Consider the following 7,982-nt stretch of genomic DNA (forward strand, 5'->3'; position numbering starts at 1 on the left):
CGAGGTTGCCACCGTTTTCAAGATCACAGCGACCTTCGGATTCCGCAGCAGTATCTCGGCTTCGAAGAAGGTGTCCCAGCTGTGGGAATAGCTGACCACCACCGCCAGGACCCGTTTTCGATGCTCGTTAGCTACGCAAACCGTCGTTAGCTCGCTATCGCAATCGCCTGTGCCGCCGCTGCCTCGGACTGACGGGCGTAGCCGCCGCCGAACAGCACCACGTGGGCCAGCAGGGGGTACAGCTGATGCAGTCCGACCCGGTCGCGCCAACCGGCCCGCAGGCCCCGTACCGACTGATACCCGGCCAAAATCTCGTCCAAGAATGGGCACCCGAACAGCGCGAGCATCGCCAGGTCCGTCTCACGGTGCCCGCCGTGCGCGGCCGGGTCGATGAGCGCGACACCGTCTGACGTCCACATCACGTTGCCGCTCCACAGGTCGCCGTGCAGCCGTGCGGGACGGTCGTCGTCGTCGAAGCGGCCCGCGCGGCACAGGGCGATGACCGTGTCGATCAGGTCCCGCGCAGACGCGCTCAGCCGCGGCGCGGCCAGTCCGGCCATCGGCGTCAACCGCTCCTCGGCGTAGAACTCACCCCAGCCGCGATGGCCCGCCAATGACATGGGCAGCGGCTGCGACATCGGGCCGAAGTAGCCGTCCCCGGTCCATCCGTTTGGACCGTCGCCGAACGCGGGTGCTCCCGCGTCGTGGGTCACGGCCAGCCGGACGCCGAAGTCGTGCGCCGTCGCCGGCGACGGTGCCGAAGAGGTCAACCGTGTCAGCGTCAACGAAACCTCGTCATGGGCGACCACCTGAGCACAGCGCACACCCCCGTCCACCGCGAGCCAACGCAGTCCGGCGGCTTCCAGCGCGAAGAAGCCCGGCGGCGCGTCCGGATTCCGCTTGACGAAGGGCGTCAAATGTCAGGGCCGCCGCGGTTGCTTCGCGACGGCCAGTAACAACCGATCGCGCACGACGGCGGGCAGGTTGGTGAGCAACGCCACCTGCAGCTTCGGTCCGATGCCCACCACGTACCTGGCTCGGGGCCGCCGGGCGGTGAGCGCGTCCTCGACGACGGCCGACACCTTCTCCGGTGCGACGGCCATCCGCTGAGAGGCGGGGATGAACTTTCTCATTCCCGCGATGTGCTTGGCATACAGCCGACGGTGCTCGGGCGTGAGTGCGGCCACCGAATCCTCGAGCACGCTGTCGGCGGTGCGCCAGAGGTCGGTGTCGGTCTGCGCGGGCTCAACCAGGATGACCGCGATTCGCCATGGTTTGAGCTCCAGCCGCAGCGCATCGGCCGCCGCCTCCAGCGCGAACTTGGACGCGCTGTACGCGCCCACCAGCGGCATGGATAGCTTGCCGTTGACGCTGGAAATGAAGACGATCCGGCCGCGGGCCTTCCGCAGCCGCGGCAGCACGGCCTGCGTCACGGCAAGCTGGCCGATCACGTTGATGTCCAACTGCTTTCGCCAATCCTCGGGACTGACGGTCTCTATCGGCCCGTTGACGACGATGCCGGCATTGTTCACGATCGCGTCCAGGCGCTCCGGCACCGCGTCGGCCAGCGCCGCGATATGTCCCGAGTCGGTGACGTCGAGAATGACCGCGGAGATCCGTTGGGGGTCGTCCTTGGCGACGGCGGCGGCGTCCTGTTCGTTGCGGACGCCGGCAATGACGTCCCACCCAGCGCCGGCGAGGTGATTGGCAATCGACCGGCCGATACCCCGTGCGGCGCCGGTGACCAGAACTGATGGCATACGCCGAGGCTACAGCTGCGGCGTCAGATCCAATGCGGTGATGGTGGTCATCCGGGTGATCCGCCACTCGCTGTGCTCGCGCTCCATCGTCAACCGGTACGACAGGTAGCGCAGCGACGGGATGTTCTTGGACACCGGGCTGGTGGCCACCGAGTTGGTGTACACCACCGCGGTCGCCTCCGAGGGGGTCAGGGATTCCACCGCCGTGCCGAGCACCTGGGTGTTGTTGGTGACCTGAGCCTGCTTGTTGGTGGCAACGATGGCGTCGATGAACTTGCGGTACTCCGAGGCGAAGTCGCCGGTGAGATACCCGGCCGATCGGTCGGCCAACGAGTCCATGTCGTCCGGGTTGTAGGTCCACAACGTGGTGATCGCGTTCGCGGCCGTGCGTGCGATGTCCAGTTTGGTTTGCACCAGGGCACGGTCGGCAAGCACCGGCTGCACCATCGCGCCCGCGAATGCTCCCGCTCCGACGAACAACACAGCGGCCGCGACGGCGGCTTTCCGTAGTCGCTTGCCTGCCGGTTCGTGCGGAACGAGAATCGTCTCGCCGTCCGCGGCTTCGGTTGTCTGGCCTTCGGATTCATCATCCGAAGCATCGGCGGCCGGCTTGACCCCCCTGCTGGCTTTCCCGACCGGTGTCCGCGGGGCGGGTGTCACCTCGTCGGTATCCGGCGTTTCCGCGGGCGTCTCCGGCACGGCTTCAGCCGCAGCGGACGGTGCTGAACGATTCTTCTTGCGCCGCAGGAAGTTCCATCGACGACGCGGCTTGGTCGTCGGCCCCTCAGCTGCCGAGACCTCCTCGGCGGTCGTCCCCTCATCGCCGATCTCGGCAACCTGGTCCCCCTCCTTGAAGGCCTGCCGCTCTTTTTGCAGGGGCAACCGATGACGACGCCGGGGTGTCGGCGTCTCGGTTGCGGCGGCGTCCGTGGTCAGATCACCTGAATCAGTTGGCTGATCTTCCACAGCTGTCCTTCCTTGGTAGCCGTTACGACCCAACGGTTTCCGCTCTCGATGATCGACTTTCCGTCCGGCGATTTGTTGGTGATCTTGGTGGCGACCAGCACATCGGCGCTGCCGTTGTCATTCCATCGTTGCACGCCGGCTTCCAGAACGGTGCCCTGGGTGGGTTGAGCACGGGCCACCTGGATCATGATCTGGTTCATCTTCTCTTTGAACATCTTGCCGAACTCACCGGTGCCCTGCGCCAGAACACGATCGGCGTAGTAGTTGGCGTGGAACGGATCCAGCGTGGTGTAGGTGGTCATGAACGACCGCACGTAGCTGAGTACGGCCGCGTCCCGGACCTGCGTCCGGCGGTCGCTCTCATGGGAGACCAGCATCAGGGTGCTCGCCGTGATCGCGGCCGCAACGAGCACCCCCGCCAGGCTGGCGAGCAGCGGCAGGCCCCACCGGCGAGGGCGTTTCGGAGCCGCGGGCTCGAAAATGTCCGGCTCGGCCGCATCGATCTTGCGCCGCGGGCTCACTTGGGGGCCGCTTTCAAGCTCGGTTTCTTCAGCACCGTGAGGTTGGCGACGCGCCATTGGCCGTCATCGGATTTCTCGAAGTCCGCCCGCACCGTTGCGGTGATGAATCGCAGATCCTTCGGGTCGGTGCCCCGCTGCCCCTGCATCGCCAGCAGCATCGACGCCCGGTCCGGCGTCGCGGACAGCACGGCGCTGCTCACCGCCCAGTACTCGTTCGTCGTCGCGCCGGCTTTCTGCACCGCCTGTTGCTGGGCGACCAGCTGCGACCGGTACGAGTCGGTGGCGAGCGACTGGGCCCGGGCGAAGTCGTCGTTCAACGTGTCCTTGCCGTAGCTCAGCATCTGCTCGACGATGCGTGGCCCCTGATCGGCGATCTGCTGGCGGGCCGCGTCGACCGCCTGTTCGTGGCGGTACACCACCAGGTAGTTCGACGCGACCGCCGCCGCACAGACGAGCACCGCAGCCACCAGCACCGCCGCCGTCGGCCGCCGCATGTCGCGCTCGGGCGGCTGCACCCGCCGAACCTCGGTGCGCAACAACAGGTCCGCGAATGTCCGGCGGCGCGAATCCCACAGTGGCCACAACCATCCGACGAACAGCAAGGCGGTGTCCAGCAGGTGGGCCAGGTCGCGGCCCACCAACCGCAAGACGCCGACCGCCGCGCCGTCCCGGCGCACCACGGCGATGCCGAACAGCGCCCGGCCCAGGCTCCACCCGGTGACCCATGGCAACAACCACCGGCCCACCGCGATCAGCACGAGCAAGACGATCCCCGCTGCGAGGAGCGCCTTGTACTGCCAAGATATCCAGCCCAGCAGGCCCAGCACCGCGACCGCGCCGGTTGGAAGCAGCACGTCCAGCGCGAAGGCGCCGGCGCGAGCCAGCCAGGACGCCGGCCGCGCCGCAGCCGACGGATCGTCGGCCTGGGTGGTCGGCGTCGCGTCGAGCACAGCCGTCACGAGGTGACCTGCTCGAGCTTGGCGATCTTGTACTTGCCCTCGTCGGGTGCCATCGTCACCCGCAGCCGATAGCCCTGCTCCTGGTCGGCCGCTTCGGAATTGGTCACCTTGGTCCGCACCGCCACCAGCACGTCCACCGAGCCGTCGTCGTTGTGCCGCTCCACTGCGGCCCGCATGTCGGAGACCTGCACCGTGACGTTGGCGGCCTTGTAGGCTTCGACCAGCATGCCGGCGTACAGCGAAGCCTGCGCGCCGAAGTCGCCGGTGGAGCACTCGATGATCTTCGACTGGCTGGCCGCCATCGCGGCGGCGTCCGGGGCGTGCGTCGCCGTCACGCAATCCTTGGCCGCCTGCAGCGCCGCCACATCATCGCGCGCGATGGCTTCGCTGCGGTCGTGGTCGCGAAGAGCCAGCACTCCACCGACCGCGCCCGCCACCGCCAGCGTCAACAAGCCCGCGCAGATGCCGATCAACCAGCCGCGCCCCAGCCGCGACGAACGGCGATCGTGGACCTCGGCTACCTCGGTGGCTGCGTCGTGCTGGTTGGTTTGGTTGTCCTGGTCTGCTGGGTTCTCTTCGGGGGGTACCGCTACCGACTCGTCTGGCGCGTCCTCAGCATCGGTGGGGTTCAGCTGGCGGGTGCCAGCATCTCCTTCCATCCGTCGTCTCCTGTGTTACTCGAATTGCTGACGGAGTACTTCACGCCGTCGGGTCCGACCACCTCGCCGCTTGCCGGGTTGTATACGGCGCTCGCACCTGGTGCCGGAGTGTACGTACATGGGTTGGGTTGTTGTCCACTGCACTGGACAGTGCCCTGGCCGGGCGGGGTCAGCGGGTCGCTGACCGGCAAGGGCGGTGGCGGCAACATGTCGGCGGGCAACGGGTTCAGCCCGGTGTTGACCGACGGTGCCGGAATGACATAGCCGGGTTTGACCGGCCGGTCGCAGCGCGCCGCCGGGGCGGGGCAGGGCACGATCTGGTTCGGGTCGCCGTACCAGGGATTGGTCCCCAGCGGCACGTACGGCTGATCGCTGCGGCATTCCTTCGGCGTCGCCGCGCGCTTGCCCGGCACGTCGGCGCACGGGTAGTTGCGGGCACCCCGAACCACGTTGGCCGGTTGGTCCTTCGGGATCTTGCAGTACGTCCCCGATGGCAGCGGTGCCATGCTGGTGTCGGCGGGCGACCGCCACTCCGATGCCGGCAGGAAGCCGGTCAGGCAGGGCGGCGGCTGGTTGATCGAAAGGCCGAAGTGCAGCAGGCCCTCGTTCTCGAAGATCGTTCCGGCCTGCGCGACCGTGGCGCCCTGCGGCAGGATCACCAGCGCCTGCTCGAGACCCTTGTTGTACCGCTTGAGCATGTCGATGACGACTGACAGGTTCGCCAGCGTCTGCGGCAGGGAGTCGCGCACATCGCTGAACACGGCGGTGACCGTATCGAGGGTGGGCGCGGCCTGTTGCAGTCCGCTGCGCAGCGCCTGATCCTCCGCGGCCGACTGGGCGGCCAGGGTATCCAGATTGCGCGACCATTGCTCGATTTCGTCACCGGAGGTGACCTGGCTTTGCAGGATCGGCGCGGAGTTGTCGATGATGTCGTCGACCTGCGGCAGGTTCTCCCGGAAGCCCTGGGCGAGGTTCGTCGTGCCGTCGACTAGGCGCTGCAATGCGGGACCCAATCCACCCACCGCTTTGGACGTCTCGGTCAGCAGCGAGTCGATCTTCTCCTTGGGCAGCACTTCCAGGCCGCGGTTGGCCAAATCCAGCGCGGGTCCGATCTCGCTGGGCACCGTGCTGTCGGTGATGGTCTGCCCGTCGCTCAGATACTGGCCCGGGGCACCGGTCGACACCAGATCCAGGTACTGCTCACCGACCGCCGAAACCGAATGCACGTTCGCCGAAGCGTCGACCGGGATTTTGTAGCGGCTGTCGATGCTCATCGTCGCCCGTGCACCACGCTCGGTGGGTTCGACCGCGGTGACCTTGCCGATCGTGGTGCCGCGGTAGGTCACGTTGGACGTTGCGTACAGACCCCCGGACCGGGGCAGGTCGGCGTGCAGCGTGTACTGCCCGATGCCCACCAGGCTCGGGATCCGCAGGTAGTACCACCCCAATGCGATACTCGCGATGACCGTGACGATCGCGAAAAGGATGAGCTGGATCTTGATGGCACGGGTCACTACTCACTCACCCCTTTCCACCAGCGGTCCACCCGGCGCGTCGTGCGGGTTCGGTGTGAACCGCACGTCCGGGATCATGGTGGCCGGGTCGCGGCCCCAGGACTGCTCGAGTGCCCGCAGCATGCCCGAGATACCGGTTCCGGACAAGAACCCATTGTCAAGGGCGGACAACGTCAGGTCGACCATGAGCGACACGTTGATGTAGTCGCCGCGCACGACCTTCGGCACGTTCTCGATGCTGAACGGCGCGGTCAGCAACAGCTTGAGCGCGCCGATCAGGTACGGCGAGGCCTTGCCCAGCTGCTTCAGCGGCCGATCCAGATTCTGCAGGTTCGTGGTCAGGTTCTCACTCGCCGGTTCCAGCGCCGCTTCGGCCGCGCTGCTGATCCGGCCCACCGACTCGACGGCATCGGCGAACAGATCCCGGGTTTCGGCGAAATGCTTTATCAGCGGCGGGAATTCGGTCAGCACCCGATCCAGGGTCTGGTTGCGATTAGCCACGATGGTCAGCAACCGGTTGGTGGAATCGATCGCGCGGGTGATGTCATTGCGCTGCTGGTTCAGTTCGTAGGTGAAGGTGTCCAGCTTGTTCAGGAATTCGCGGATCTGATCGGCCCGGCCGGTGAGCAGGTTGTTGACCTCGGTCTGGATCACTTCCAGGTTCGGGATGCCGCCGCCACGCAGGATGGTGGCGATGCTGGCGAAAGTCCGCTCGGCGGTCGGGAACGCCGACGAATTCTTCAGCGGAATGGTGTCACCGTTCTTCAACTGCTCCGGCGACGGGTCCGGCGGCACATCCAACTCCACGTGCTGCGAACCGAGCAGACTGGTCTGCCCGATCCTGGCCAGCGCGTTGGCCGGCAGCTCGAGGCCCGCCTGCAGGTCGAGGGTCAGCGTCGCGATCCAGTTCTTCAGCTCGATCGACCGCACATTGCCGACAGCGACGTCGGCCACCCGGACCTGGCTATTGACGTTGAGCGCCAACGTGTCCGGCATCTGAACGTAGATCCTCGTGCTGTCCGGTCCGGTGCCGGGACCCCCGGGCAACGGCACGTTGGAGATGCCGCGCCACCCACACGACGTCAACACCACCGCCGTCATCAGCAGTGCCGCCGTGCGGCGTGCGCCGAGCCTCCATTTACGCGCGCTCATTAGCCCCCTCCTGCTTCGGCGGGCAGCGGTGGCCCCGGCGGTGCCGGCGGGGCGGGTGCCGGGCCGGGAGCGATCGCGCCGAGCGGATCGCCTGGAATGACTCCCGGTGCCGGACCCGGTGGTGGCCCGGGCTGCACATACCACGGCGGCGGCAGCGGGTTTCGCTCGTCGTACGCGTTCGGCGGGCCGGGCAGCTGCCCGCCGGGCGGCACCCCAAATGCGGGCGGCGCGGGCGGCGGCACGATGTCGGGCCCACCCATCAGCTCGGCCAACGACTCCGGCGTCAGCATGTTCGCTGTGAACGGCTGCACATCCACGCCCTGCATACCCGGTGCCACGATCCAGCCCGGCTCGTGATTGCCGTGCGAGAACAAGGTGTCGCGCGAGAAGATCCCGGGCACGGTGGTGTCCTTGTAGCCGCCCGGCGGCCGCAGCCGCTCCTCGGAGTAGG

The 7,982-nt window shown here is 67.3% G+C and carries 8 protein-coding genes and 1 pseudogene; all 9 read right to left on the minus strand.

Annotated features, from left to right (window positions below):
• Positions 1-146: 146 nt before the first annotated feature.
• Positions 147-917, minus strand: coding sequence for a fructosamine kinase family protein (locus ACRDU5_RS05335; RefSeq protein ID WP_526613392.1), 771 nt, complete (start codon positions 915-917; stop codon positions 147-149).
• 3 nt (positions 918-920) lie between these two features.
• On the minus strand, positions 921-1,760 hold the full coding sequence (locus ACRDU5_RS05340; RefSeq protein ID WP_526613394.1) for an SDR family oxidoreductase: 840 nt from the start codon (positions 1,758-1,760) through the stop codon (positions 921-923).
• 9 nt (positions 1,761-1,769) lie between these two features.
• On the minus strand, positions 1,770-2,726 hold the full coding sequence (locus ACRDU5_RS05345; protein ID WP_526613395.1) for a mammalian cell entry protein: 957 nt from the start codon (positions 2,724-2,726) through the stop codon (positions 1,770-1,772).
• The gene (locus tag ACRDU5_RS05350) at positions 2,693-3,247 is read right to left on the minus strand and encodes an Rv1363c family protein (RefSeq protein WP_526613397.1); all 555 of its coding nucleotides are present in this window, start codon (positions 3,245-3,247) and stop codon (positions 2,693-2,695) included. Before ACRDU5_RS05350 ends, ACRDU5_RS05345 begins: the two co-directional genes overlap by 34 nt.
• Positions 3,244-4,206, minus strand: coding sequence for an RDD family protein (locus ACRDU5_RS05355; RefSeq protein WP_526613399.1), 963 nt, complete (start codon positions 4,204-4,206; stop codon positions 3,244-3,246). The genes ACRDU5_RS05350 and ACRDU5_RS05355 overlap by 4 nt, the downstream gene beginning before the upstream one ends.
• Entirely contained in the window at positions 4,203-4,865 is a 663-nt protein-coding gene (locus tag ACRDU5_RS05360) for an Rv1363c family protein (RefSeq protein WP_526613400.1), read from the minus strand. The genes ACRDU5_RS05355 and ACRDU5_RS05360 overlap by 4 nt, the downstream gene beginning before the upstream one ends.
• Positions 4,835-6,379, minus strand: a complete 1,545-nt coding sequence (locus ACRDU5_RS05365) for a virulence factor Mce family protein (RefSeq protein WP_526613402.1) — start codon at positions 6,377-6,379, stop codon at positions 4,835-4,837. The genes ACRDU5_RS05360 and ACRDU5_RS05365 overlap by 31 nt, the downstream gene beginning before the upstream one ends.
• Positions 6,380-6,382: 3 nt before the next feature.
• Positions 6,383-7,531: a virulence factor Mce family protein gene (locus tag ACRDU5_RS05370; protein WP_526613404.1), complete on the minus strand. Its 1,149-nt coding sequence runs from the start codon at positions 7,529-7,531 to the stop codon at positions 6,383-6,385.
• Positions 7,531-7,982 (minus strand): annotated as a pseudogene (locus ACRDU5_RS05375) (mammalian cell entry protein); the annotation flags it as partial. The gene ACRDU5_RS05370 and the pseudogene ACRDU5_RS05375, both read right to left, overlap by 1 nt.

The organism is Mycobacterium sp. (genome assembly GCF_050701515.1).
In the GTDB taxonomy this organism is placed as follows: Bacteria; Actinomycetota; Actinomycetes; order Mycobacteriales; family Mycobacteriaceae; genus Mycobacterium.

Bases quoted from the DNA above. Each gene is read 5' to 3' on its own strand.
- ACRDU5_RS05360 (WP_526613400.1), bottom strand. From the start codon at position 4,865: ATGGAAGGAGATGCTGGCACCCGCCAGCTGAACCCCACCGATGCTGAG.
- ACRDU5_RS05370 (WP_526613404.1), bottom strand. From the start codon at position 7,531: ATGAGCGCGCGTAAATGGAGGCTCGGCGCACGCCGCACGGCGGCACTG.
- ACRDU5_RS05340 (WP_526613394.1), bottom strand. From the start codon at position 1,760: ATGCCATCAGTTCTGGTCACCGGCGCCGCACGGGGTATCGGCCGGTCG.